The sequence below is a fragment of the Streptomyces venezuelae genome, assembly GCF_008642335.1.
In the GTDB taxonomy this organism is placed as follows: Bacteria; Actinomycetota; Actinomycetes; order Streptomycetales; family Streptomycetaceae; genus Streptomyces; species Streptomyces venezuelae_F.
In genome coordinates this window covers 1,429,104-1,453,221 of the sequence record NZ_CP029191.1, presented here as the reverse complement: position 1 = coordinate 1,453,221, position 24,118 = coordinate 1,429,104, and the positions used below count along the sequence as shown (strand labels likewise).

Annotated in this window: 21 protein-coding genes and 1 tRNA gene; 12 read left to right on the top strand and 10 right to left on the bottom strand. The window is 71.6% G+C overall.

Annotation, left to right across the window (positions count from 1 at the left end; genetic code table 11):
* Position 1 precedes the first annotated feature (1 nt).
* Positions 2–571, bottom strand: coding sequence for an SIS domain-containing protein (locus DEJ49_RS06430; RefSeq protein WP_190329275.1), 570 nt, complete (start codon positions 569–571; stop codon positions 2–4).
* Positions 572–821: 250 nt separating this feature from the next.
* Between DEJ49_RS06430 and DEJ49_RS06425 the strand changes: the two genes are divergently transcribed.
* Positions 822–2,135 (top strand): caspase domain-containing protein, encoded by a 1,314-nt coding sequence (locus DEJ49_RS06425; RefSeq protein WP_223832740.1) that lies wholly within the window; start codon positions 822–824, stop codon positions 2,133–2,135.
* Positions 2,136–2,214: 79 nt separating this feature from the next.
* Here the strand turns inward: DEJ49_RS06425 and DEJ49_RS06420 are convergent.
* Positions 2,215–2,302: transfer RNA gene (locus DEJ49_RS06420), tRNA-Leu, on the bottom strand.
* Between the two features lie 188 nt (positions 2,303–2,490).
* Between DEJ49_RS06420 and DEJ49_RS06415 the strand changes: the two genes are divergently transcribed.
* The 3 genes from DEJ49_RS06415 (at position 2,491) to DEJ49_RS06405 (ending at position 5,151) form a co-directional block, all read left to right on the top strand.
* Positions 2,491–3,816, top strand: coding sequence for a M20/M25/M40 family metallo-hydrolase (locus tag DEJ49_RS06415; protein WP_150183160.1), 1,326 nt, complete (start codon positions 2,491–2,493; stop codon positions 3,814–3,816).
* Positions 3,817–3,948: 132 nt separating this feature from the next.
* On the top strand, positions 3,949–4,182 hold the full coding sequence (gene chpH / locus DEJ49_RS06410; RefSeq protein WP_150183158.1) for a chaplin ChpH: 234 nt from the start codon (positions 3,949–3,951) through the stop codon (positions 4,180–4,182).
* 138 nt (positions 4,183–4,320) lie between these two features.
* The gene (locus DEJ49_RS06405) at positions 4,321–5,151 is read left to right on the top strand and encodes a chaplin (protein ID WP_150183156.1); all 831 of its coding nucleotides are present in this window, start codon (positions 4,321–4,323) and stop codon (positions 5,149–5,151) included.
* 65 nt (positions 5,152–5,216) lie between these two features.
* Here the strand turns inward: DEJ49_RS06405 and DEJ49_RS06400 are convergent, their stop codons facing one another.
* Positions 5,217–5,405 carry a DUF5703 family protein gene (locus DEJ49_RS06400; RefSeq protein WP_079074641.1) on the bottom strand — a complete coding sequence of 63 codons (189 nt, stop codon included), beginning with the start codon at positions 5,403–5,405 and terminating at the stop codon, positions 5,217–5,219.
* A 47-nt stretch (positions 5,406–5,452) separates the two neighbouring features.
* On the opposite strand from DEJ49_RS06400, the gene DEJ49_RS06395 reads away from it, so the two are divergent.
* The gene (locus tag DEJ49_RS06395) at positions 5,453–6,223 is read left to right on the top strand and encodes a hypothetical protein (RefSeq protein WP_150183154.1); all 771 of its coding nucleotides are present in this window, start codon (positions 5,453–5,455) and stop codon (positions 6,221–6,223) included.
* A gap of 73 nt (positions 6,224–6,296) precedes the next feature.
* On the opposite strand, the gene DEJ49_RS06390 is transcribed toward DEJ49_RS06395, so the two are convergent.
* Positions 6,297–8,546 (bottom strand): ATP-binding domain-containing protein, encoded by a 2,250-nt coding sequence (locus DEJ49_RS06390; protein WP_150183152.1) that lies wholly within the window; start codon positions 8,544–8,546, stop codon positions 6,297–6,299.
* Positions 8,543–9,523, bottom strand: a complete 981-nt coding sequence (locus DEJ49_RS06385; protein ID WP_150183150.1) for an aldo/keto reductase — start codon at positions 9,521–9,523, stop codon at positions 8,543–8,545. The genes DEJ49_RS06390 and DEJ49_RS06385 overlap by 4 nt, the downstream gene beginning before the upstream one ends.
* Positions 9,524–9,689: 166 nt before the next feature.
* Between DEJ49_RS06385 and DEJ49_RS06380 the strand changes: the two genes are divergently transcribed.
* The gene (locus DEJ49_RS06380; RefSeq protein WP_150183148.1) at positions 9,690–10,745 is read left to right on the top strand and encodes an LLM class F420-dependent oxidoreductase; all 1,056 of its coding nucleotides are present in this window, start codon (positions 9,690–9,692) and stop codon (positions 10,743–10,745) included.
* Positions 10,746–10,969: 224 nt separating this feature from the next.
* Positions 10,970–11,758, top strand: coding sequence for a ferritin-like domain-containing protein (locus DEJ49_RS06375; RefSeq protein ID WP_150183146.1), 789 nt, complete (start codon positions 10,970–10,972; stop codon positions 11,756–11,758).
* A 1-nt stretch (position 11,759) separates the two neighbouring features.
* On the opposite strand, the gene corA is transcribed toward DEJ49_RS06375, so the two are convergent.
* Positions 11,760–12,761 (bottom strand): magnesium/cobalt transporter CorA, encoded by a 1,002-nt coding sequence (corA, locus tag DEJ49_RS06370; protein ID WP_150183144.1) that lies wholly within the window; start codon positions 12,759–12,761, stop codon positions 11,760–11,762.
* Between the two features lie 61 nt (positions 12,762–12,822).
* Between corA and DEJ49_RS06365 the strand changes: the two genes are divergently transcribed.
* The 5 genes from DEJ49_RS06365 to DEJ49_RS06345 all read left to right on the top strand — a co-directional run bounded on the left by DEJ49_RS06365 (position 12,823) and on the right by DEJ49_RS06345 (position 19,542).
* A complete protein-coding gene (locus tag DEJ49_RS06365; protein ID WP_150183142.1) occupies positions 12,823–13,509 on the top strand; it encodes a histidine phosphatase family protein in 687 nt (228 codons plus the stop codon).
* Between the two features lie 73 nt (positions 13,510–13,582).
* Complete coding sequence (locus DEJ49_RS06360; RefSeq protein WP_150183140.1) at positions 13,583–14,173, top strand: DUF3090 domain-containing protein; 591 nt, start codon at positions 13,583–13,585, stop codon at positions 14,171–14,173.
* Positions 14,137–14,961 (top strand): SCO1664 family protein, encoded by an 825-nt coding sequence (locus tag DEJ49_RS06355; protein ID WP_150183138.1) that lies wholly within the window; start codon positions 14,137–14,139, stop codon positions 14,959–14,961. Before DEJ49_RS06360 ends, DEJ49_RS06355 begins: the two co-directional genes overlap by 37 nt.
* 67 nt (positions 14,962–15,028) lie before the next feature.
* Positions 15,029–16,258: a cysteine--1-D-myo-inosityl 2-amino-2-deoxy-alpha-D-glucopyranoside ligase gene (gene mshC / locus DEJ49_RS06350; RefSeq protein WP_150183137.1), complete on the top strand. Its 1,230-nt coding sequence runs from the start codon at positions 15,029–15,031 to the stop codon at positions 16,256–16,258.
* Between the two features lie 221 nt (positions 16,259–16,479).
* A complete protein-coding gene (locus DEJ49_RS06345) occupies positions 16,480–19,542 on the top strand; it encodes an NPCBM/NEW2 domain-containing protein (protein WP_150183135.1) in 3,063 nt (1,020 codons plus the stop codon).
* Positions 19,543–19,640: 98 nt separating this feature from the next.
* Here DEJ49_RS06345 and DEJ49_RS06340 read toward each other — a convergent pair whose 3' ends face one another.
* The 4 genes from DEJ49_RS06340 to DEJ49_RS06325 all read right to left on the bottom strand — a co-directional run bounded on the left by DEJ49_RS06340 (position 19,641) and on the right by DEJ49_RS06325 (position 24,098).
* Positions 19,641–20,234 (bottom strand): hypothetical protein, encoded by a 594-nt coding sequence (locus tag DEJ49_RS06340; protein WP_150183133.1) that lies wholly within the window; start codon positions 20,232–20,234, stop codon positions 19,641–19,643.
* Between the two features lie 33 nt (positions 20,235–20,267).
* Positions 20,268–22,025 (bottom strand): S8 family peptidase, encoded by a 1,758-nt coding sequence (locus DEJ49_RS06335; protein ID WP_150183131.1) that lies wholly within the window; start codon positions 22,023–22,025, stop codon positions 20,268–20,270.
* Between the two features lie 242 nt (positions 22,026–22,267).
* Positions 22,268–23,275, bottom strand: a complete 1,008-nt coding sequence (locus DEJ49_RS06330; protein ID WP_150183129.1) for a PAC2 family protein — start codon at positions 23,273–23,275, stop codon at positions 22,268–22,270.
* A 151-nt stretch (positions 23,276–23,426) separates the two neighbouring features.
* On the bottom strand, positions 23,427–24,098 hold the full coding sequence (locus DEJ49_RS06325) for a FadR/GntR family transcriptional regulator (protein ID WP_150183127.1): 672 nt from the start codon (positions 24,096–24,098) through the stop codon (positions 23,427–23,429).
* Between the last annotated feature and the right edge of the window lie 20 nt (positions 24,099–24,118).

Here is a 24,118-nt window from a genome sequence, read left to right as displayed (position 1 = left end):
GTCAGCCCTGCGTTCCGTCGAGGGAGGCCTCGAGAATGTCCTGGGAGCGTCCCCTGCCCGTGCCCAGGGCGAGCGCCAGGGAGTGCACGAGACCCAGGTGGACGGTCTCCACCACGCCGTACACCTCGCTGTCGACCAGCAGCGGCACGTCGACGAGCGCGGCCGCGCTGCCGCCCGAGCCGCCGAGCAGCCCGACCGTGCGCACCCCGCGCGCCCGCGCCGTCTTCAGGCCCTCCAGGATGTTCGGGGAGTTGCCGCTGACGCTGATGGCCACCACGACGTCGCCCGGCGTCAGCAGCCGGGCCAACTGCTCGGAGAACACGCGGTCGTAGCCGATGTCGTTGGCCAGCGCGGTGAGCAGCGGAGTGTTGCCGGTGAGCGCGTTCGTCCGCAGCCCCGCCGCCTGTGGGCCCGACGTCATGGCGAGATCGCACGCCAAGTGGGCCGCCGTCGCCGCGCTCCCGCCGTTGCCGATCGCGTAGAGACAGTTGCCGCTGGTCCTGACCGAGTCGAACAGCCGTACCGCCGACGCGAACGCGGCGGGCTCCACCGCGAGAGCGGCATCGGCCACCAGGTTCTGGAACGCCGTACAGACGGCGGAAGCCCGGTGCGCGGAAGCCGGGTGCGCACCGCCTCTGCCTTCTAACGCGTCCGTGTCGTCCCGCACGTCCGAGCGCCCCATAACAACTCCCACCCGTCACAGCCGACTTCGGATTGGCCAGCATGCCCGAAACCTCGGACAGCGGTAAGAGCGCCACCCCTCAGATGAGTTGCGTCGCTATCATTTGGGCAGCGGTACGGCACGGCAAGAGGGGGACCAAGTGCGGTTGGCCGGCGGTTCGAACTCGCATGCAGTGCTCATCGGTTGCGGCAGCTACGACGACGCGGAACTGCCGCATCTCCCCGCGGTCCGCAACAACCTCGACGACCTGCGGGCGCTGCTCACCAGCCCCCGCAACGTCGCTCTCCCCGAGGAACGCTGCACGGTCCTGCGTGACGTACGGGAACCGCAGAAGGTCGGGGCGGCGCTCAGCCGGGCCGCGAGCGGCGTGGAGGACATGTTCCTCGTCTACTTCGCGGGCCACGGCGCACTGGACGAACACGGACTGCTGCACCTCCTGCTCACCGGGAGCGACACCCGGCTGCTCGGCTGGACGAGCCTGCGCTTCGACCTCATCCGCCAGACCATGGCGTCCGCCCCCGCCCGGAACCGCGTCCTGCTCCTCGACTGCTGCTTCTCGGGGCGGGCCATCGAAGCCATGGGCGACACCGCGTCGCTCTACTTCGGGCAGCTGGAGATCGCCGGTACGTTCGTCCTCGCCTCCGCCCCCGCGAACACCCCGGCCCGCGCACCCCTCGGCGAGCGCCACACGCTCTTCACGGGCGAGCTGATCACGTTCCTGCGCGACGGCTCCGCCGCGGAACCCGAGCTGCTCACCCTCGGCGCGGCCTACCGCCACACGGCCCGCGTCCTCGCCGCCAAGGGCGAGCCGAGGCCCCAGCGGTGCGGCACCGGGACGAGCGACCAACTGGCCCTGGCCGCGAACACCGCGTTCCGTCACCTGACCCCCGAGGACGTGCCCGAGCGACTCGCCGGCGCCGTCGGCATGGGGGAGGCCGGCGACCTGGCCGGAGCGCTGGAAGCCCTGAACGTCCTGGCGCAGCAGTGTGGCCGGGTGCTCGGCGCCCGCCACGAGCTCACCCTCCTCACCCACCGGGCCCTCGCGCACGCCGAGGGCGAGAACGGCCGGGCGACCGCAGCGGCCGCCCGGTACGCGCAGCTCGCCGAGCAACTGGCCGTCGAGCACGGCCCACGCCACCCGGACACTCTCCAGGCGCGCCACGAGCACGCCCGCTGGGCCGGCATCGGCGGGGACGCCGCGGCCGCCGCGGACCTCTTCGCCGAGCTCGCCGTGGACGCCTCCGGAGCGCTGGGCCCCGAAGACGTGCGCGCGCTCAGCTGCCGATGGCAGCACGCCCACTGGCTGGGCGTGAGCGGCCACCCGGAGCGCGCCGCGGCGGCCTTCGCCGAGCTCGCCGAGAATTACCGGTCCTCGCTGGGCGAGCGACACGGCGACACGCGCGCGGCCCGCCGCAACCACGCGTACTGGCGGGACACCGCGGGCCCGGCATAGGCGCGCTCTCGTACGCGAAGCACGCACGCCATGCGCGTACGCAACGCAAAAGGCCCCAGTCTTTCGACTGGGGCCTCGCTGGTGTCCGAGGGGGGACTTGAACCCCCACGCCCGATAAAGGGCACTAGCACCTCAAGCTAGCGCGTCTGCCATTCCGCCACCCGGACAAGGTGTCTGTCTTCGCGGGGCGTTTCCCGCGGCGACACAGAGAACATTACCAGGCTTCCAGGGGTCCCCGATCACCCCCGCCACCCCTCGTGAACTGCGGATGACGACACCCGCCCGCCCTTGGGCGCGGAGCCGCGGAGAGAGAGGATGAGGGGGACCACCAGCAGCGAATGCGGGAGGAACCAGCGTGAGCGGGTCCAGCACGGGCAAGGCCGTCACCGGTGAGGACGAGGTCGTCGACCTCTGTCGCGAACTGATCCAGATCGATACGAGCAACTACGGCGACCACTCGGGCCCGGGGGAGCGCAAGGCCGCCGAGTACGTCGCGGAGAAGCTCGCCGAGGTGGGCCTCGAACCGAAGATCTTCGAATCCCACCCGGGCCGGGCCTCCACGGTCGCCAGGATCGAGGGCGAGGACCCGTCGCGGCCCGCGCTCCTCATCCACGGCCACACCGACGTCGTCCCGGCCAACGCCGCGGACTGGACGCACCACCCCTTCTCCGGGGAGATCGCGGACGGCTGCGTGTGGGGCCGTGGCGCGGTCGACATGAAGGACATGGACGCGATGACCCTCGCGGTCGTCCGCGAGCGCATGCGCACCGGCCGCAAGCCCCCGCGCGACATCGTCCTGGCCTTCCTCGCGGACGAGGAGGCCGGCGGCACGTACGGCGCGCGGCACCTGGTCGACCACCACCCCGACCTCTTCGAGGGGTGCACGGAGGCGATCAGCGAGGTCGGCGGCTTCTCGTTCACCGTCAACGAGAACCTGCGCCTCTACCTCGTCGAGACCGCGCAGAAGGGCATGCACTGGATGAAGCTCACCGTGGACGGCACCGCCGGTCACGGATCGATGATCCACAAGGACAACGCGATCACCGAGCTCTCCGAGGCCGTCGGACGGCTCGGCCGCCACAAGTTCCCGGTGCGTGTCACCAAGACCCTCCGGCACTTCCTGGACGAGCTGGGCGACGCCCTCGGCACCGAGCTCGACCCGGAGAACATGGACGAGACGCTCGCCAAGCTCGGCGGCATCGCCAAGCTCATCGGCGCCTCCCTGCAGAACACCGCCAACCCCACGCAGCTCGGCGCGGGCTACAAGGTGAACGTGATTCCGGGCCAGGCCACCGCGCACGTCGACGGCCGCTACCTGCCGGGCTACGAGGAGGAGTTCCTGGCCGACCTCGACCGGATTCTCGGCCCGCGGGTCAAGCGCGAGGACGTTCATGCCGACAAGGCACTGGAGACCACCTTCGACGGTGCGCTCGTCGACGCCATGCAGACCGCCCTGCGCGCCGAGGACCCGATCGCCCGCGCCGTGCCGTACATGCTCTCGGCCGGCACGGACGCCAAGTCCTTCGACGACCTCGGCATCCGCGGCTTCGGCTTCGCGCCGCTGAAGCTGCCGCCGGAGCTGGACTTCGCCGGGATGTTCCACGGTGTCGACGAGCGGGTGCCGGTGGACGGCCTCAAGTTCGGCGTCCGGGTGCTCGACCGGTTCATCGACGCGTCCTGACAACAATCGTCTGCGCGTGCGTACTTGACTGAGAAGAGTGAAAGGCGGCGACCACTCGTAGCTTCATCACTTCCTCCTCGTTACAGGTCATGCAGTCCGCGGCTGGGACTGCATTGCCAACAAGGAGGAATAATGATCAAGAAGGTCGTCGCCGCTGTGGCTGCCACTGGTGGTCTCGTGCTCGCGGGTGCGGGCATCGCCACCGCCGACGCCGGCGCCCAGGGTGCCGCCGTGGGCTCTCCCGGTGTCGTCTCGGGCAACGTCGTCCAGGTGCCCGTGCACATCCCGGTGAACGCCTGCGGCAACACGGTCTCCGTGATCGGGCTGCTGAACCCCGCCTTCGGCAACACCTGCATCAACAAGTGACGTCGTTGTGCCTCACCCCTTGAGGGTCTGAGTCCGTCGGCCCCGGAGTGCGTGCCATGCGCTCCGGGGCCGACGGGCATTCCGCGTCCGGGCAGCGGGCCCGTACGCATTCCGGCAGGTTGAAGGCAGGGAACAGCTATGCGACAGGTCACGCGCAAGGGCCTGATCACCGTGGCGGCCGCGACCGGCGTGCTCGCCGCGACCGGCGGCTACGCACACGCGGACTCGGGTGCCCAGGGAAGCAGTACGAACTCGCCCGGCGTGTTGTCGGGCAACAATGTCCAGCTTCCCGTCGACGCACCGGTCAACGTGTGCGGGAACACCGTGAACGTGGTCGGCGTCCTCAATCCGGCGATGGGCAACAGCTGCGTCAACGGCGGCCACAAGGGCGGCGGTTCGCACAAGCCGTCCGGCGGCGCCAAGGCGCACGGTCACGCCGGTGACTCGCCGGGCGTCGGCTCCGGCAACAACGTGCAGTTGCCGATCAACGCCCCGGTGAACGTGTGCGGCAACAGCGTCACCATCGGCGGCCTCGGAAACCCGGCCATGGGCAACGAGTGCACCAACGAATCCGGTTCCACGGTCACCCCTCCGGGCGGTGAGAAGCCCCCGACCGGGCCCGAGGAGCCGGGCAAGCCGGAACACCCCGGAAACCCGGAGGAACCCGGCAAGCCCGGCAAGCCGGGTGAGCCCGGCAAGCCCGGTGAACCCGGCAATCCCGGTCACCCCGGTCACCCCGGCAACCCGGAGACCCCCGGGGGCTCCCAGTCCCCGCACGACCCGGTCAAGCCCATCCAGGACCGCGCCATGCCGAACAACCCGCAGGCGCAGGTCGTCACCCCGCCCGAGGGGACGTCACAGCTCGCGTCGACCGGCAGCGAGCTGCCGCTCGGTCTCGCGCTGCCCATCGGCGCGGGCGCGGTGCTCGCGGGCGCCGTGCTCTACCGCAGGGCCCGGGCGTCCGCCTGAGCCACTGCCCACCAGCACGCCGAACGGAGCGGGCCCCGCGGTCGCGGGGCCCGCTCCGTCTCGTTTCACCAGGTGGCCCTCAACTGGCGGATGATGCGCCGTTTCAGGCGCACTCTTCGACTTCCGTCGGGGCGCAGACTCAAGCGGTCCAGCTCCCAGTGTCCGTACTCCGCGTGGTCCGTCAGCAGGCGCGTGGCTTCCTTGCGGGTGACCCCGCGCGGTACATACACGTCGACAAATTCGTATTCCGGCATCGCATCTATTGTGCGGGCACGGGCCTCGTACGGATAGCGTCTGCACTATGTCTGATGCTGCGCAGCCCACCGCTGCCGAGGTACGTGCCGCCGCCGAGGCGGTCAAGACCGCGCTCGACCGCCACCTGGCCGCGGTCGAACGCAGGTCGGGCGAGGACGATCCGGCCGTCTACGAAGCGTTCAACGAACTCGCCGCGGCCGCGGAGGAGTACGACGAACTCCTCTACGACCGCTACGACGAGGTCACCCCCTTCGAGATCCCCGGCACCGACGACGCGCTCCCGCCGTACCAGGGCCCCGACGAAGCCAACGCGCTGAGCGTGCTGCTCCGCCGCGACTACACCGTGGTGGAGCCGCAGCGGCTCCTCGCCCAGGCCCAGCGGGTCGCCGACCTCGAAGCGGGCGGCACGGGCGGCGCAGGGTCGGCGGACACCGTGCACAGCGCGCTCGGTGTCCTCTTCGGGGAGTTCGAACCGGACGAGATCTCCTCCCGGCACAAGGAATTCGGCCTGGAGGAGGGAGATTCCACGCTCTGGGTCACCGCGGTGGACACGCCCGCCGAGCCGGGGGAGTGGCTGGACGCCCCCTTCGACCAGGCCGACCCGCACCGGGTGGTGTGCCGCTTCGACGTCAGCGTGGTCTTCGACGACGAACTGGACGACGACGGGCTGGAGGGTTTGGACACCGACGTCGACATGGACATCGACCCGGACGTGCCGGTGCCGCTCGACGACACCGACGACACCGACGACACGGTCGACACCGAGGACGCCGACGACGTCGGACGGCCTTCCGGCGCCCGACAGGCCGGCCGCTGACGGCTGCGTCCAGCGCCGCGGACCCCGGCGAATCGCTCCTGCGCTCGCCAGGGTCCGCGGCGTTCTCGGGCTCTCAGGCGGTCGTCGTCGGCACCTGCGGGCGCAGCAGCGTCTGCAGGCGCGTCGTACGGTCCTTCCAGAGGCGCTCCGCCACCGCGCGCGGCAGCGCCTGCTCCACGCCCTGCACGACCGACAGATGGCGCTCCGCGCGGCTGAACGCGGTGTACACCCACGGCCGGGACAGCGCCTCGGCCGCGTCGCCCGGCAGCACCACGACGACCGCGGGCCAGCGCTGCCCGGTCGCCTGATGCGCGGTGAGCGCCCAGCCGTGCCGCACCTCCCGCTCCACCCGCTCCTTGGGTACGACGACGGGGGCGCCCCCGCACTCCAGATGCAGTCCTTCCGCGTCGGCGCGCACCACGCGGCCGAGCGTCGTGCGGCCCGGGGCGGGGACGTGTGCGACGCGGTCGTCGGGATCGAAGCCGCCGAACCGGCCGGGGCCCGGATTCAGCCGTTCTTTCAGGGCGGCGTTGAGCGCGCGCGTGCCCGCGGCGCCGCCGTGTCCCGGCGTGATGACCTGCGTGTGCTCGGCGGGCACCCCGATGGCCCGGGGCACGGAGTCCGCGACGAGCTGGACGGTGCGGTGGATCGCCTCGGCGGGGTCGCGCACCGGGACGAGGACGACTTCCTTGCCGGGCGCCTCGACCTGGTTCAGCTCGCCGATGCCGATGCCGGACGTCAGCTCGCCGACGGGGCCGGGGTCCGGGGTGCGCGAGACGACCTGCGGGCAGCAGCGAGCGGAGAGGAGGTCGGCGAAGACCCGCCCGGGACCCGCCGACCAGAGCACGCCCGGGTCGCCGCTGAGGACCAGACGGGCGCCGTCCGGCAGCGACTCGACGAGCATCGCCGCGGTCTCCACGTCCAGCTGCGGGGCGTCCAGGACGACCAGGAGGTCGAGCGCGAGCGCGCCCTCCGCGTCGCGCCCGGGGCCCTCGTCGCCCGCGAGGAGTCCGGCCACGGTGACTGCGGTGTTGTCGGCGCCGTCGGCGCCCGTCGCCCGGGCGAGGCGGCGCCGTCCGTCGGCGCTGTGGGCGGCCGCGCACACCCGCAGGCCCAGCGCCGCCGCCGCGGTCACCAGCGCCGCGGGTTCGGCACGGGCCTCCTCGCCGCCGGAGTGCAGCACGAGCCCGTGCCCGGCGACGGCGCGGATCAACTCGGCGGCCGACCCGGACGTCTGCGCGGCGGCCGCCTCCCAGTCGGGCCCCTGCGATTCCGCGGTGTCGTCGGTCTCCTTGGGCAGGGAGTTGATCAAGCGGGCGAGGCCGTCGGCGAGGCTCTCCTCCGCGAGTGCGTACCGCTCCAGGCCGATCAGGACGCGGACCGGGCGCTCCGGCTCCGCGTCCTCACCGCCCTCGCCGTCCTTCTCGTTCTCGCCGTCGTTCCGCGCGGCCCCGTCGTCCGTGCGCTGGACCGGCACCTCGGTCCCTTCGAGCGCGTCCTGGAAGACCAGGGCATCCCCCTCGGCGAGCGCGCCCTGCACCGCCGCGTCCGGGTCCGGCACCGCGCGCTGCCCGAGTGCGGCGTGCAGCGCGGCGGCGTCGAGCGCCGTGTGCCCCGCGACGGCGGCCTGCTCCAGGAGCCATACGGTGATCGCGCGGCCCCTGCGCTCGTCGTCGGGCCCGCACTCCGCGCCGAGCAGCGCCCTGGCGAACCCGTCGGCCTGCTCGGGCCGCACGCCGGTGACCCGCAGCAACTGCCACGGGTCCGCACGCAGGTGCCCGTCGGCGCCGTCGCCGAGCACGGCCGCCGTCGGCTCGGCGAGCGCGGGCGGCGCGCCTCCTTCGGCGAGCACGGCACGGACGGCCTCGACGGTCTCCTGCGCGGGCGCCCGGTCGGCCACGGGCTGCTGCGGGCGCACGGGCTCGGGCGCGCGGGCCGGAGCGGGCCTGCGCGCGGGCTCCGGCTCCTGGAACGCGCTCGCGACGGGCTTCTCGCCGCTCTCCACGGCGCGCACGGCGGCCAGCAGGTCGGCGGCGGTGCCGCTCAGCTTCGTACCGGCCGCGATCGGGCCCTGCTTCGAGGCCTTCCGCTGCTCGATGCGCTCCCGCAGTTCGCGCTGGGCGGCGATCTCGGCCTCGGCCTCGGACAGCTCGGTGCTCTCGCCCTCGGCCTTGTCCTTGTCCGCCTCCTGGCCCTCGCTCTCGCTCTCGCCGGTGTCCGTCGTGGCCTCGGCGTCCGGCGCGGCTTCCTCCGCGCCGGGCGACTCCGCCTCCTCCGCGGCAGCGGCCCCGGGGTCCTCCGCGGCAGCGGGTTCCGTACTCACAGCGTGCTCCAGTCGTGATCGGGATAGCGGTGCACCGGCGCCGACACGTCGTCGAGCGCCCTGCAGATCTCGTCAGGAAGACTAAGGGTCTCCACTGACAATGCGGCCGTGAGCTGCTGCGCGTTGCGCGCGCCGACGATCGGGGCCGTCACTCCCGGTCGGTCCCGCACCCAGGCGAGGGCCACCTGGAGCGGGGTCGCAGCGAGCCCGTCGGCGGCCGTCGCGACCGCGTCGACGACATGCCCCGCCGTCTCGTCCAGGTACGGCGCGACGAAGGGTGCCATGTGGTCGGAGCCGCCGCGCGAGTCGGCGGGCGTGGAGTGCCGGTATTTCCCGGTGAGCACGCCTCGGCCGAGCGGCGAGGACGGCAGCAGCCCGACGCCCAGGTCGCGGGCGGCGGGCAGCACCTCGCGCTCCACGCCGCGCTGCAGCAACGAGTACTCCATCTGCGTACTGGCCAGGCGGGTGCGGGTGCCCGGCGCGGCGAGCTGCCACGTCGCGGCCTTGGCGAGCTGCCAGCCGCAGAAGTCCGCGACGCCCGCATAGCGGGCCCGCCCGCTGCTCACCGCGATGTCCAGGGCCTGCAGGGTCTCCTCCAGGGGCGTCCCCGGATCGAAGGCGTGGACCTGCCACAGGTCCACGTAGTCCGTGCCGAGGCGGGAGAGGGAGGCGTCCAGGGCGGCCAGGAGGTGGCCGCGTGAGCCGTCGAAGCGCCGCTCGGGGTCCGGGACGCTGCCCGCCTTCGTCGCGATGACCAGATCGCGGCGGGGCACCAGCCGCTCGATCAGGCGGCCGATGAGGTACTCGGCCTCCCCGTCGCCGTACACATCGGCGGTGTCGACGAGCGTGCCGCCGGCTTCCCAGAACACCTTCAACAGGTCGGCGGCGTCGTTCTCCTCGGTGTGGCCCCAGGTGAGGGTTCCGAGTCCGATGCGGGACACGCGCAGGCCGGTCCGGCCGAGATGCCTCTGCTCCATGGGCGCTGAGATTACTGGCCGGGCCCCCGCGGCGGGCGAGCCTGTGGACAAACCAGCGATGGTGGAGAACCGGGTCACCCCGCCGTCCCTGACGGATCGGGTGCCGCACGCTACAGTCCCGGACACAGACACGTTACTCATGAGTACAGCGGTAAGGGGACCGGTCATGCAGCTCGGGATCAACCTCGGCTACTGGGGCGCGGGGATGGACGCGGACAATCTCGCCGTGGCGAAGGAGGCCGACAAGCTGGGTTATGCGGTCTGCTGGGCCGCGGAGGCGTACGGGTCGGACGCCGCCACGGTGCTGTCGTGGGTGGCGGCGCAGACGGAACGCATCGACGTCGGGTCCGCCATCTTCCAGATCCCGGCCCGGCAGCCGGCGATGACCGCCATGACGGCGGCGACCCTCGACTCGCTCTCCGGCGGCCGCTTCCGCCTCGGCATCGGCGTCTCGGGCCCGCAGGTCTCCGAGGGCTGGTACGGCGTCAAGTTCGACAAGCCCCTGGCCCGCACGCGCGAGTACGTCGAGATCGTCCGCAAGGCGATGACCCGCGAGCGCCTCTCCTACGAGGGCGAGCACTGGACGCTGCCGCTGCCCGGCGGCCCCGGCAAGCCCATCAAGCTGACCGTCCACCCCCAGCGCGAGCACATCCCGCTCTACGTCGCCGCGATCGGCCCGAAGAACCTGGAGCAGACCGGCGAGATCGCCGACGGCGCCCTGCTGATCTTCCCCGCCGCCGAGCACCTTGAGGACACCGCGATCCGGCACCTGCGCGCCGGACGGGAGAAAGCGGGCAAGACCATGGACGGCTTCGACGTCGTCCCGACGGTCCCGCTCGCCGTCGGCGAGGACACGCAGGTCGACGCCCTCGCGGACATGTTCCGGCCGTACACCGCCCTGTACGTCGGCGGCATGGGCAGCCGCAAGCAGAACTTCTACAACCAGCTGGCGCAGCGCATGGGCTACGAGAAGGAGGCCGCCGAGATCCAGGACAAGTACCTGGCGGGCGACAAGGAGGGGGCGGCCGCGGCCGTGCCACGGCAGCTCATCGACTCCACCACTCTGCTGGGCTCCGTGGACCGGATCGCCGACCGCATGCAGGCCTACGCCGCGGCCGGGGTCACCACGCTGACGCTGGCCCCCGCGGGCTTCACGCTGGACGAGCGGCTCGCCTCGCTGCGCGCGGGCACACAGGCCCTGGAGCGCGCCGGGCTGGCGTAGTCAAGGGGGGAGGAAGTCCGCGGCCGTGGTGGGGGCTCGGGGGGTCTTCCCCGCCACGGCCGTCACGGGGAACAACGCTCCAAGAAGCCCTCGGTTACGGCCTCGTGGCGGTGCTGGTGTCCTTCGTTCGGCGCAGTCGGCCGGTACAGCTGTTGCCCCTGGCGGAACCTCGCACTTGACTCGTTCTTTGCGAGGTTCGCGCGCAGGCCATGGAGGTGCCCGTGATGTTGTCGGCCAGGAGTGTCTTCGAAGAGATCCTCGACAACGACGAGTCGTTCCGGCTCTTCTGCTCCATCGCGGCCAGCGGCGAGGCACAGGGCGGCTGGGAGAACGGCCGCATCGCCGCGCTCGTCCCCGAGACCGAGCGCGCCCTCGCACCCAAGATCGCCCGGCACGGCGCCGACGAGGACAAGCACGGCAGGATCTTCCACGCGCTGCTCAAGAAGCGCGGCCTCCAACCCGTCGAGGTGCCGCACGACACCGACTACACGATGCTCCTGGAGAAGCACGGCATCGGCCTCGCGCACGACAAGCTGAAGGCGGACGAGCAGCTCTCCGTGCGGGACATTGTCACTTACCTCGCGCACAGCAGGGTCACCGAACAGCGCGCCTCCGAACAGATGCGGCTGCTGCTCAAGTACTTCGACGGCCACCCCGACATCGGCCGCGCCGTGCGCATGATCTCCCACGACGAGGACAACCACCTCGCGTACTGCCACGAGGAACTGCTCCGGTTCGCGCGCGCGGGGCACGGCCGCGCCATCCAGCACACCCTGCGCGCATGCGCCCACGCCGAGATCCGCATCCACCGCGACGTGAGCCTCGCGGTGATGGAGCGCATGGGACGCATCCTCCACTGGCCGCACGCCAAACGGCAGCTGCTCACCACCGGCATCCACGCCCTGTACGGCTACGAGAGAGCCGTCGGCTGGCGGCGCATGGTCTCCCTGGAGATGCCCCGCCGGCGCGACGCCCTCGGCGGACCCGCCGAGGCGGCCACCGAGTTCGCGTGAGCTACAGCCAGCCGCGGCGCTTGAACATGCGGTAGAGGACGACCTCGAGGACCACCATCAGGAGGATCACCGCCGGATACGTCCACGACCAGTGCAGCTCGGGCATGTGGTCGAAGTTCATGCCGTAGATGCCCGCGATCATCGTGGGCACCGCCGCCATCGCCGCCCACGCCGAGATCTTCCGCATGTCGTCGTTCTGCCGCACGCTCATCTGCGCCAGATGCGCGGACAGGATGTCCGACACCAGCCGGTCCAGGCCCTCCACGGACTCGTTGACGCGCGTGAGGTGGTCGTTGACGTCCCGGAAGAACGGCTGCGCCGTCTCGTCCACGAAGGGCACCGAAGGGCTCAACGGGTTCACTCCGGAGAGCCGTGCCACCGGCAGCGCAAGGGGCCCCGTCGCCCGCCGGAATTCCAAAATCTGCCGCTTGAACCGGTAGATCCGCGACGCCGTGTTCCGCGACGAGCTCCCGCCCTCCGGCGAGAAGACCTCCGCCTCCAGGACCTCCAGGTCGGCCTGCAGCTCGTCGGCGACCTCCAGATAGTGGTCCACGGACGCGTCGGCGATCGAGTACAGAACCGACGTAGGACCGTGCTTCAGGACATCGGGTTCGGCCTCCAGACGGTGGCGTACGACACCGAGCGGTGCGCCCTCGCCGTGGCGGACGGTGACCACGAACGAGTCACCCATGAAGATCATGACCTCGCCCGACGTGACGGTGTCGCTGTCCTGCTCGTACACGACCGGCTTGAGGACCATGAACAGCGAGTCGTCGTAGACCTCCAGCTTCGGCCGCTGGTGGGCCTTGAGGGCGTCCTCCACGGCCAGCGGATGCAGCCCGAACTCCTGGGTGACCCGGTCGAACTCCTTCTCGGTCGGCTCGTGCAACCCGATCCACACGAACGCGTCGCCCTCCGCCCGCGCCTGGTCGAGGGCGTCGGAGAGGTCATCGGGGCCCTCGGTCCGACGCCCGTCCCGGTAGATGGCACAGTCGACGATCACACAGGGGATTCTTCCCGGCCTTCCCGCGGTTGCACCACCTGGGGCGCATAGGCTGAACCGCATGCCCACGCTGATCCTCGTCCGGCACGGACGCTCCACGGCCAACACCGCCGGCCTGCTCGCCGGGTGGACCCCCGGCGTGGCCCTCGACGAGCGCGGCTCCGCCCAGGCCGCCGCACTCCCCGGCCGGCTCGCCGCGCTGCCCATATCCGAAGTGGTCACCAGCCCTCTGCAGCGCTGCCGCGAGACCGTCGCGCCGCTGCTCGCCGCCCGGCCCGGACTGCAGGAGCACACCGAGGACCGCATCGGCGAATGCGACTACGGCGACTGGTCGGGCCGCAAGCTCGCCGAGCTCACCGACGAGCCGCTGATGGAGGTCGTCCAGCGGCACCCGTCCGCCGCCGCGTTCCCCGGCGGCGAGTCCATGCGCGCCATGCAGACCCGCGCCGCCGAGGCGGTCCGCGAGTGGAACGCGCGCGTGGAGCGCGAACACGGCGAGGACGCCGTCTACGTGATGTGCTCCCACGGCGACATCATCAAGTCCCTCGTCGCCGAAGCCCTCGGCCTCCACCTCGACCTGTTCCAGCGCATCTCCGTGGAGCCCTGCTCCGTCACCGCCATCCGCTACACCCGGCTGCGGCCCTTCCTCGTACGCCTCGGCGACACCGGCGACTTCGCCTCCCTCGCGCCTCGTGAGGAGCCGCCGGGCGACGACGCGACCGTGGGAGGCGGTGCGGGCGCACCGTGATCGTCCCCCGCAGTAGGGTGAACCGGGCTGAAACAGCCCTCCGTACTTTGCCGCCGATCAATGGAGACAGGACGTGTCCCGTCAGGTGTTCCTCTACGACCCCCCGGAGCGCTTCGTCGCGGGAACGGTAGGGCTGCCCGGACGGCGTACCTTCTTCCTCCAGGCCTCCGCAGGTGTCAGGGTGACCAGCGTCGCCCTGGAGAAGACCCAGGTGGCCGCGCTCGCCGAGCGCATGGAGGAGCTCCTCGACGAGGTCGTGCGCCGCAGCGGGGGCAACGCCCCGGTGCCGGCCGTCGCACCGTCCGAGGTCTCCGACAGCGCGCCGCTCGACTCCCCCGTGGAGGAGGAGTTCCGCGTCGGCACGATGGCGCTCGCCTGGGACGGCGAGGAGGAGCGGATGGTCGTCGAGGCACAGGCCCTCGTCGAGCTGGACGCCGACTCCGAGGACGATCTCGCCGAAGCCGAAGAAAGGCTCCTGCAGGACGAGGAGAACGGTCCGCCGATGCTGCGCGTCCGGCTCACCGGCGCGCAGGCCCGCGCCTTCGCCAAGCGCGCACTCGACGTCGTCAACGCGGGCCGCCCGCCGTGCCCGCTGTGCAGCCTCCCGCTCGACCCGGAAGGACACGTATGCCCGCGCCAGAACGGATACCGGCGGGGAGCGTGACCGTCGCCGACCCCCTCGCGCTCCTCACCCACGGGGAGCTGACCGTGCGCGGCCGCATCCGCGAGGCCTCCAACGCGGTGCTCTACTGCACGGTCGCGTACGAAGGCCAGGAGGCCGCCTGCGTCTACAAGCCGGTCGCCGGCGAGCGCCCGCTGTGGGACTTCCCCGACGGCACGCTCGCCCAGCGCGAGGTCGCCGCGTACGAGGTGTCGCTCGCCACCGGCTGGGACCTCGTGCCGCCGACCGTGCTGCGCGACGGACCGCACGGCGAGGGCATGTGCCAGCTGTGGATCGAGGCGTCCGGCGACGCGGAGCTCCTCGCCCTCGTCGACGGGGACGAACCCGGCGAGGGCTGGAAGGCGGTCGGCCTCGCGCAGGTCGACGAGGAGCGTACGGCGCTCCTCGTGCACGCCGACGACGTACGGCTGCGGCGGCTCGCCGTCCTCGACGCGGTGATCAACAACAGCGACCGCAAGGGCGGCCACCTGCTGCCCTCCGACGGGCACCTCTACGGCATCGACCACGGAGTCACCTTCCACGCCGAGAACAAGCTGCGCACGCTGCTGTGGGGCTGGGCGGGGGAGCCCCTGACCGACGAGGCCCTGAAGGCCCTCCAGGGCCTCCAGGACGGCCTCGCGGAGGGCGCGGGCCTCGCGGGACGGCTGGCCGGGCTGATCACCCCCAGGGAGACCGAGGCGCTGCGCGCACGGGTGGCGGCACTCCTGAAGTCGGGGCGCCACCCCGAGCCGAGCGGCGAGTGGCCCGCTATTCCCTGGCCGCCCGTGTGATCCCCCACTCGTATCCGCCGTGATCCCCCACTCGTATACGGACGCTCCGTCCGGTTAGGCTCAGGGCATGCATGCCTGGCCCGCTTCTGAGGTCCCCGCCCTTCCCGGCAAGGGCCGCGACCTCCGGATCCACGACACCGCGACCGGTGGACTCGTCACCCTCGACCCCGGTCCCGTCGCCCGTATCTACGTCTGCGGAATCACCCCGTACGACGCCACCCACATGGGTCACGCGGCGACCTACAACGCGTTCGACCTCGTGCAACGCGTGTGGCTCGACACCAAGCGGCAGGTTCACTACGTCCAGAACGTGACCGACGTGGACGACCCGCTCCTGGAACGCGCCAATCGCGACGGCAAGGACTGGGTCGAGCTCGCCGAGGGCGAGACCGCGCTGTTCCGCGAGGACATGACCGCGCTGCGCCTCCTGCCGCCGAAGCACTACATCGGCGCCGTCGAGGCCATACCCGGCATCGTGCCGCTCGTCGAACGCCTCCGCGACATGGGCGCCGCCTATGAACTCGAGGGCGACATCTACTTCTCCGTCGAGTCCGACGCCCACTTCGGGGAGGTCTCCGGGCTCGACACCGCCGCGATGAAGCTCCTCTCCGCCGAGCGCGGCGGCGACCCGGAGCGCGTCGGCAAGAAGAACCCCCTCGACCCGATGCTGTGGATGGCGGCCCGCGACGGCGAGCCGAGCTGGGACGGCGGCAGCCTCGGCCGCGGGCGCCCCGGGTGGCACATCGAGTGCGTCGCCATCGCCCTCGACCACCTCGGCATGGGCTTCGACGTGCAGGGCGGCGGATCCGACCTCGCGTTCCCGCACCACGAGATGGGCGCGTCGCACGCGCAGGCGCTGACCGGCGAGTACCCCTTCGCGAAGGCGTACGTCCACGCGGGCATGGTCGGCCTGGACGGCGCGAAGATGTCCAAGTCCAAGGGCAACCTCGTCTTCGTCTCGCAGCTGCGGCGCGACGGGGTCGACCCCGCAGCGATCCGGCTCGCACTCCTCGCGCACCACTACCGCGCGGACTGGGAGTGGACGGACGCGGTGCTCGCGGAGGCGGTGGAGCGGCTGGGGCGCTGGCGTGCGGCTGTGTCCCGTCCCGACGGGCCGTCCGCCGAGGCGCTCGTCGAGGAGATCCGCGAGGCGCTCGCGAACGACCTGGACGCGCCTGCCGCGCTGGCCGCGGTCGACCGGTGGGCCGCTCGGCAGGGTGCGGACGGCGGGGCGGACGAGGGGGCGCCGGGGGTTGTGTCGCGCGCCGTCGACGCGTTGCTTGGCGTGGCCTTGTAGCGGTTTCCCTCTGCTGAGGCCGTATCGCCCTCCGGGCTCGTCCTCAAGCGCCGGACGGGCTGGATTCTCTTCCGCCCGTCCGGTTTTTGCGTGCGGGTGCAGGCCATCGCCCTGCGGGCTCGTCCTCAAGCGCCGGACGGGCTGGATGCGTCCCCGGAAATCCACGAGCCGGGGTGCAAAGTCCATGGCCCCGGGGCCCGTTGGCGCGCTAGACCTCCGCCATGAGATCTCCTACTCGCTTCAGACCGGCGGTCGCAGTCGCTCTTCTGGGGCTTCTCGCGGTGTTCGCGGGGCCCGGTGGTGGCTCCGCGCAGGCTGCCGGTGAGCCTGCTGCCACCACCGTCGGCGACGTCACCGGGTTTGACGCCGAAGAGGCCGTCTACCGGCTGAGCGCGGGCGACGCCGAGGCCCGTGTCAGCTTCGTGTCGGCCGAGACCTTCCGGCTCGAGCTCGCCCCGGACGGGAAGTTCACCGACCCCACGGGTGACGACATCGTCCTGCCGCAGGGCAAGGCCCCCCGGACCAAGTGGGCCGACAAGGGCGACCGTTATGAGATGAGCACCGCCGAGGTGACGTTGCGGGCCTACAAGTCGCCGCTGCGGTTCGCGCTGTACCGGAGCGACGGCAGTCGGATCTGGGCCGAGTCCAAGGGGCTGACGTGGACCAAGGACGGCACCACTCAGAGCCTCGCGCGCGGTGCCGGTGAGCAGTTCTACGGCGGCGGCATGCAGAACGGGCGCGGCAACACCTCGCACCGCGGCAAGAAGGTCGAGGTCAGTGTCGACTACGACTGGGACGACGGGGGGCACCCCAACTCCGTGCCCTTCTACCTGTCCTCCGAGGGGTACGGCGTCTTTCGGAACACGTACGCGCCCAACACGTATGACTTCGCCGAGCCCGTGACCGCCACCGCGAAGGAACAGCGGTTCGACGCCTACTACTTCGCCGGGCGCGGCAGCGACGCCGCCAAGGACGTCATCGGGCAGTACACCAAGCTCACCGGCAAGCCCTTCCTGCCGCCCGTCTACGGCATGGAGATCGGCGACGCCGACTGCTACCTCCACAACGCCAACCGCGGTGAACGGCACACCCTCGACGCGCTCAAGGTCGCCGACGGGTACGTCCAGAACGACATGCCCAACGGGTGGATGCTCGTCAACGACGGTTACGGCTGCGGGTATGAGGATCTCGCCGAGACCGCCCAAGGGCTCGCCGAGCGCAAGATGAAGATGGGGCTGTGGACCGAGGACGGGCTCGACAAGATCGCCGAGCAGGTCAAGGCCGGCCAGCGCGTCGCCAAGCTCGACGTCGCCTGGGTCGGCGACGGCTACAAGAAGGCGCTCGACGGCTGCAAGGACGCCTACAGGGGGATCGAGGACAACAGCGACGCCCGCGGCTTCACCTGGGCCCCGGAGAGCTGGTCCGGCGCGCAGCGCTGCGGCGTGCAGTGGTCCGGTGACCAGAGCGGCAGCTGGGAGTACATCCGCTGGCAGATCCCGACGTACGCCGGGTCCACCATGTCCGGGCTCGCCTACACGACCGGTGACGTCGACGGCATCTTCGGCGGCAGCCCCAAGACGTACGTGCGCGACCTCCAGTGGAAGATGTTCCTGCCGGTCACCATGACGATGGACGGGTGGGCCGCCAGCGACAAGCAGCCCTTCCGGCAAGGGGAGCCCTACACCTCCATCAACCGCAAGTACCTGAAGCTGCATGAAGCGCTGCTGCCGTATCTGTACTCGTACGGCCATGAGGCGACCTCGACCGGAGTCGGTGCCGTACGGCCGCTCGCCTTGGAGTACCCCCATGACCCCGAGGCCGCGACCGACGCCGCCAAGTACGAGTTCCTGACCGGCGAGGACTTCCTCGTCGCGCCCGTCTACAAGGACACCACCACCCGCGACGGCATCTACCTCCCCAAGGGCACCTGGACCGACTACTGGACCGGGCGCACCTACCAGGGGCCGACCACGATCGACGGCTACAGCGCGCCCCTCGACACGCTGCCCCTCTTCGTGCGAGGCGGTGCCACCGTGCCCATGTGGCCGGGCGGCATCCGTTCCTACCAGGACCGCACCGCGGACTCCCCGCTCGCCTGGGACGTCTACCCGCAGGGCAATTCCTCCTTCGAGCTGTACGAGGACGACGGCGTGACCCGGCAGCACCGCGACGGCAAGTACGCCACCCAGCGCGCCGAGGTCCGCGCGCCGCACTCCGGAGCGGGTGACGTGCGGGTGCGGATCGGCGCGAGCAAGGGAACGTACAAGGGGAAGCCCGGCAGCCGGGCCTATGCCTTCACCCTGCACACCGGGGACGCGCCCAGTCGGGTGGAGGTGGGTGGGCAGCGGCTGCCTCGGTTCGCCTCCAAGGGCGCCTACGACCGTGCGCGGGTCGGGTGGTTCTACGACCGTGACGACCGCGGCGGTGTCGTGAAGGTCAAGACGGCTGCTCTGCGCACCGATCGCGGCTTCGAGCTGCGGCTCGACGACACCAGCGCCGTCGGCGGTGCCGTGCCCGGCGCCCCGGCCACCGTCGGTGTCCCCGCCGGTCAGGAGCTCGGCGCGGGTACGCCCGGCAAGGTCGCCGTCGACATCACGGCCGGCACGAAGGACGCCACCGGCGTCGAGGCCACCCTCGACGTTCCGGCCGGCTGGACCGCGGGCACCGCGAAGGCCGACCGGATCCCCGCCGGCACCACGCGCCGCGTCGAGGTGGCCCTCACCCCCGCCAAGGACGCGGACATCAGCGAACAGCCGCTCACCGCGACCGTCCGCCACCGCTCGGCCGGCCAGGACCGCACCGCCGTCCAGCGGTTCGCACTCGGCGTGATGCCCGAGGCGCCCTCCCAGGACACCTGGGCGAGCGACATGAAGTGGCTCAAGTCCACCAACGGGTACGGGCCCGCCGAACGCGACCGCAGCAACGGCGAGTCCGGCGCCGACGACGGTCACACGCTGACGCTGGCCGGAAAGACGTACGAGAAGGGGATCGGCACGCACGCCGATTCCGTCATCGAGGTCTACGCGGGCGGCCGCTGCACCACGTTCACCGCGGACGTCGGCATCGACGACGAGATCAACGGCTACGGAGAGGTCGCCTTCTCCGTCGAGGCCGACGGCAAGGTGCTGTGGACCTCGCCCAAGGTGACGGGCGCCTCTGCGACCGTGCCGGTCGACGTCGACGTGCGGGGCGCCCGGCACGTCGAGCTGAAGGTGTCCGACACCAACGGCTCGAAGAGCGGGGACCACGCGGACTGGGCGGCGGCCCGGTTCAGCTGCGCCTGAGCCGTACGTCGACATCTCGACATGGAGCGGCGCCGGGCGGGGAACTCTCCGCCCGGCGCCGCCGTGTCGTCACGCCCGGGGCGTGCCGTCCGCGTGCGTCACTTGGTGATGACGATGGCCAGCAGGTAGCCCGGGTTGTTGGTGTCGTAGTAGCCGATCACCTGGTGCCCGTAGGCGAAGGCCTCCTGGACCTCGTCGTGGGTGTGCGGGTTGGGGTCGACGAAGGCGCGCCAGGCGTTGTCGACGTGCAGATAGAGGATGTACGCCTGGCCGGGCAGCGGCTCGACGACGTCCCAGAACGCCGTCGCGACGTTGGACGCGAGGGCCTGGGTGGAGATCTCCGGCGCCTGCGCCTGCGGGATCTGCTGCTCCTGCTCGCGGCCGAACTGCTGGAGCAGGTTCTGGAACGGCTGCTGCTGGCCGAGCTGCTGGAGCTGCTGGCGCAGCTGCGGCGGGACCTGCTGCATGCCCTGCTGGCCCTGCATGCCCTGCTGGCCCTGCATGCCGTACTGCTGCTGGCTCTGCTGCGGCGGGGCGGTGCTGGGGCTCTGCTGCTGGCCGTACTGCTGCGACCCGTACTGCTGCTGGCCGTACTGCTGGGGACCGTACTGTTGCGGCCCGTACTGCTGCTGCGGTCCGTACTGCCGTCCTTGTTGCTGACCCAGTTGACTCATCTGCGGGGTGGTGCTCATGCGTGTGCCACCTTCCCTCACTGATCGGTTGATTCAGCCGGTGACGACGAGGCCGACGACCTCGTCGTCCGAGAACCAGACACGTACGTCCGGTCGCCCCCCGGCGAAGGCGGCGTGCACCGCCTGCCGCGTCTCGGGGGACGGGTTGTCGAGGTTGCGCCACTCCCCGGCCACGAACAGCCGGAGCCGCGGCGGAAGTTCCGGCGGATACGGAAGCAGCTCGTCCCAGTACCGCTCGGCCTGACCCGAACCCACCGCGGACGGCAGCAGGTTCGTCACCGCCGCCTTGAGGTCGGGGCGGTTGCCTATCCGCTGCGACGCGGGCCTGCCCGGCGCGTCCTGCTGCGGGGAGCCTGTCGCGCGCAGCGTCGCACGGGCCCGCTCCGGCGTCATCGGCTGCTGGCCCGCGGCCTTCAGCATGCCCTGCAGCGAGGCGAGGGCACCCACGACGATCGGCGACGCGGAGGACGTGCCGGAGAACGTGTCCGTGTACCACGCGATTTCGTCGGCGCCGCCCTGCAGATCGCCGGGCCGGTCCCAGAACCCGCCGGTCGTGGTGGTCTCACGGCCCCAGCCCTGCGCGTCCACGCGCGCCCCGTAGTTGGAGAAGGCCAGACGCGAGCGGTCGGGGCCGTGATCGCGGCCGTGCGTGCCGGGCGGGGGAGCGCCCGCGCCCACCAGGACCGCGCCGGAGGAACGGTTGCTGGGATTGAACGGGTTGCGCCACCAGGACGGGAAGCCGTCCGGCCTGCGCTCGTACACCGCGTCGTCCAGGGACTCGGCGCCGTTGCCCGCCGCGCCCACGACGAGTACGCCCTTCGCGGTGGCGTACCGCACCGCCGCGTAATCGTCGGGCCACCACTCGATGGCGATGTAGCCCTTCTGGTCGTCGCGCGGCCCGAAGTCGTACTTCGGTCCGGGGCGGTGCAGTTCGACCAGGATGATGTCGCCGCGGTTCAGCCGCTCCGCCGCCGCGTGGATCGTCGCGGCCGTGCCGAGGGGCTGGAAGGACGCGGCCGCCGTCACGGCCTCCGGCACGATGCCGGTGATGCCGAGGGAGTTGCGGTCGCCGCCGATGACGCCGATCACCGCGGTGCCGTGGTTGCGCCAGGCCAGGTCCTGGATGGGCGTGCCGACGACGACGCCCGCGAGCTTCGCGGCGAGGTCCTCGTGGCGCAGCTGCCAGGCGCCCTCGATGTCGACGACGGTGACGCCCTCGCCGGAGCCGCCGAGGCGCTGCCAGGCCCAGCGTGCGTCGATTCCCTCGGGCGCCGGCTTCAAGTAGCCCTGACGGCTGGTGAAGTCGGGTGTGGCGGGCATGCCCTCCTTGCGCCGCCGGGTCGCCTCGTCCAGGTCGTGCGGCTGGGTCGGCGAGGGTTCGATGGAGGCCGGTACGGCGCCGGGCTTCACGTACGCCGTGTCGATGCCCGGCAGCGCCGCCATCCGCGCGCGCAGCTCGTCGGGCCGGTCGTCGCCGCCGCGGACGCGGTAGAAGAGGGCCAGGTCGGGCACGTCGTCCTCGCCCGCCGCCGAGGGCGCCGCGGCCCGCAGCCGGTCCTCGTTGCCGAACAGCGGCTCCAGGGTGAGCTGTTCGTCGGAGAGGAACATGTTCAGGGCCGATACGTCGGAGCCGGAGGCCGAGCGGACGTCCCGCTCGCCGGCGCGCAGCCGGGCCTCGGGCCGGGCGACGACGATCAGCTCTGGTTGGGCTTCTCGGTAGGTGAATCCCATTCCGTCGGGGCCCGGTCCGCCGGCTCCGGGGTCCCGCGCCGGGTCTGCCTGCTCGGTCATCGCTTCACCGCTCCCTTCCGTCCTTCGGGTGCCGTGCTGTGCGCTGCGCCAGGTTTCCGGGGCACACCCTGCTACGGCCGGGCCGCGCCGTCCACCCCTCTTTCGAGCAACAGTGTTTGAAAGGAAGTTGAAAAGGGAACCCCGTGCAATTCGGCCACGAGCCGCACATCAGTCGCACTTCGGCCATGAGCAGCACAATGGGGCGGCACCCGTACAGGTGCCGCCCCATGATGCTGAGAAGGTCAGTCGTCCGAGGAATCCGGGGGGCTCGAGTCGCCGTTCTCGCCCTCGCCGTCCTCCGCGCCCTGTCCCGGCCGCTGCGTCGGCTTCGGCTTCGGCGGCCGCGTGCGGTCGCTCGGCGAGTCCCGCAGGTACGCCGCTCCGCCTGCTCCGCCCGCACCGCCTTCCCCGCCGTCGCGCCGCCGCAGGTACCGCTCGAACTCGCGGGCGATGGCCTCACCGGACGCCTCGGGGAGCTCCGCGGTGTCCCGCGCCTCCTCCAGCGACTGGACGTACTCCGCGACCTCGCTGTCCTCGGCGGCCAGCTGGTCCACGCCCACCTGCCAGGCGCGCGCGTCCTCGGCCAGCTCGCCCAGCGGGATCCGCAGGCCGACCAGGTCCTCCAGGCGGTTGAGGAGCGCCAGCGTGGCCTTCGGGTTGGGCGGCTGCGACACGTAGTGCGGCACGGCGGCCCACAGGCTGACGGCCGGGACGCCCGCGTGCGTGCACGCCTCCTGGAGGATGCCGACGATGCCCGTCGGACCCTCGTACTTGGTCTCCTCCAGGTCCATGGTGCGCGCCAGGTCCGGGTCGGACGTCACGCCGCTGACCGGGACGGGCCGGGTGTGCGGGGTGTCACCGAGCAGCGCACCCATGATCACGACCAGCTCGACGCCCAGCTCGTGCGCGAAGCCGAGGATCTCGTTGCAGAACGACCGCCAGCGCATGGACGGCTCGATGCCCCGCACCAGGACCAGGTCGCGGGGCTTGTCACCGCCGACACGGACCACCGAGAGCCTGGTCGTCGGCCACGTGATCTTCCGCACTCCGCCGTCGAGCCAGACGGTGGGGCGGTTGACCTGGAAGTCGTAGTAGTCCTCGGCGTCCAGCGCCGCGAACACCTCGCCCTTCCACTCCTTGTCGAGATGCGCGACCGCGGCGGAGGCGGCGTCGCCGGCGTCGTTCCAGCCCTCGAACGCGGCCACCATGACCGGGTCGACCAGCTCGGGTACCCCCTCGAGCTCGATCACCCAGGCCTCCTTCCGACGTTCCCTTGCGTACGCCCCAACCTTACGGCGTCGGCGGGGTCCGTCCGCAGCCCCCTTGCGTGGGGGAGTGCGTGATCACTGCCCACGCCCCGGCCCGGGAAACAGCGCCTTCACACACAGGTGCGAGGCGGTCTCACAGCGTCGTGCGCAGCCACTGTTCGACGCTCGCGATGTGCACCGTCGCCCACGAACGGGCCGCATCCGCGTCGCGGTCGCGCAGCGCGGTGAGGATCGCCCGGTGCTCGTGGAGGGTGCGGCTGACGGCGTCCTCCTGGGTCAGGCCGCGCCGGACGCGGGCCCGGGTGGTGGGACCCGAGAGGCCGTCGAGGAGGGAGCACAGGACGGAGTTGCCGGACGTCCGGACGATGCGGCGGTGGAACTCCAGGTCGGCGGCGACCAGCTCCTCGACCGAAGGAGCGGCGCCGAGCGCGTCCAACTGCTCCGACAGGGCGTCCAGTTCGGTGTCGGAGATGTGGGCGCAGGCCATCGCCGTGGCCGCCGGTTCCAGGATCCTGCGGACCGCGAGGAACTCCAGGACCGTGTCGTCGCGGTGGAAGTCGACGACGAAACTCAGCGCCTCCAGGAGGAGTTGGGGGTCCAGGCTGGTGACGTACGTGCCGTCGCCCTGGCGCACGTCGAGGATGCGGATCAGGGCGAGGGCGCGCACGGCCTCGCGCAGCGAGTTGCGCGAAAGGCCCAGCTCGGCGGCGAGTTCACTCTCCTTGGGCAGCCGGTCACCCGGGCGCAGGGCGCCCGAGACGATCATGTCCTTGATCTTCTCGATGGCTTCGTCGGTGACAGCCATGGGGACCTCGCCTCATAGAC

Bases quoted from the DNA above. Each gene is read 5' to 3' on its own strand.
- chpH (WP_150183158.1), top strand. From the start codon at position 3,949: ATGATCAAGAAGGTCGTCGCCGCTGTGGCTGCCACTGGTGGTCTCGTG.
- DEJ49_RS06405 (WP_150183156.1), top strand. From the start codon at position 4,321: ATGCGACAGGTCACGCGCAAGGGCCTGATCACCGTGGCGGCCGCGACC.
- DEJ49_RS06400 (WP_079074641.1), bottom strand. From the start codon at position 5,405: ATGCCGGAATACGAATTTGTCGACGTGTATGTACCGCGCGGGGTCACC.
- DEJ49_RS06395 (WP_150183154.1), top strand. From the start codon at position 5,453: ATGTCTGATGCTGCGCAGCCCACCGCTGCCGAGGTACGTGCCGCCGCC.
- DEJ49_RS06385 (WP_150183150.1), bottom strand. From the start codon at position 9,523: ATGGAGCAGAGGCATCTCGGCCGGACCGGCCTGCGCGTGTCCCGCATC.
- DEJ49_RS06380 (WP_150183148.1), top strand. From the start codon at position 9,690: ATGCAGCTCGGGATCAACCTCGGCTACTGGGGCGCGGGGATGGACGCG.
- DEJ49_RS06375 (WP_150183146.1), top strand. From the start codon at position 10,970: ATGTTGTCGGCCAGGAGTGTCTTCGAAGAGATCCTCGACAACGACGAG.
- DEJ49_RS06365 (WP_150183142.1), top strand. From the start codon at position 12,823: ATGCCCACGCTGATCCTCGTCCGGCACGGACGCTCCACGGCCAACACC.
- DEJ49_RS06355 (WP_150183138.1), top strand. From the start codon at position 14,137: ATGCCCGCGCCAGAACGGATACCGGCGGGGAGCGTGACCGTCGCCGAC.
- mshC (WP_150183137.1), top strand. From the start codon at position 15,029: ATGCATGCCTGGCCCGCTTCTGAGGTCCCCGCCCTTCCCGGCAAGGGC.
- DEJ49_RS06345 (WP_150183135.1), top strand. From the start codon at position 16,480: ATGAGATCTCCTACTCGCTTCAGACCGGCGGTCGCAGTCGCTCTTCTG.
- DEJ49_RS06340 (WP_150183133.1), bottom strand. From the start codon at position 20,234: ATGAGCACCACCCCGCAGATGAGTCAACTGGGTCAGCAACAAGGACGG.
- DEJ49_RS06335 (WP_150183131.1), bottom strand. From the start codon at position 22,025: ATGACCGAGCAGGCAGACCCGGCGCGGGACCCCGGAGCCGGCGGACCG.
- DEJ49_RS06325 (WP_150183127.1), bottom strand. From the start codon at position 24,098: ATGGCTGTCACCGACGAAGCCATCGAGAAGATCAAGGACATGATCGTC.